Annotated in this window: 1 protein-coding gene; it reads right to left on the minus strand. The window is 56.5% G+C overall.

Features of this window, described 5'->3' with window-relative positions; genetic code table 11:
• Positions 1-260, minus strand: a 260-nt coding sequence (locus Q4563_RS20715) for a sensor histidine kinase (RefSeq protein WP_303605856.1), incomplete at both ends; no start/stop codon positions are given.

Raw genomic sequence — 260 nt, forward strand, 5'->3', positions numbered from 1 at the left:
GGATGCGCATTAATAAGCGCGGGTCGCTGCGGATACGCAGGCTGCTGGCTACCATATGCAATTCGAGATTGGCCTGATGGGCCTGGGTCTGGAATTCGCTGTACAGGGTTTTGAGCAGGTCGTTGACGGCAAACTCTTCATGATCGGGGGTTACGGCATTGGCATCGAGGCGGGAAATATCCAGCAGGTCGGCCAGCAGTTCTTCGGCACCGGTCAGGGCGGTGTGAATACGTTCAACCAGAACCCGGTTGTCGTTATCC

This window comes from Gilvimarinus sp. 1_MG-2023, assembly GCF_030548285.1.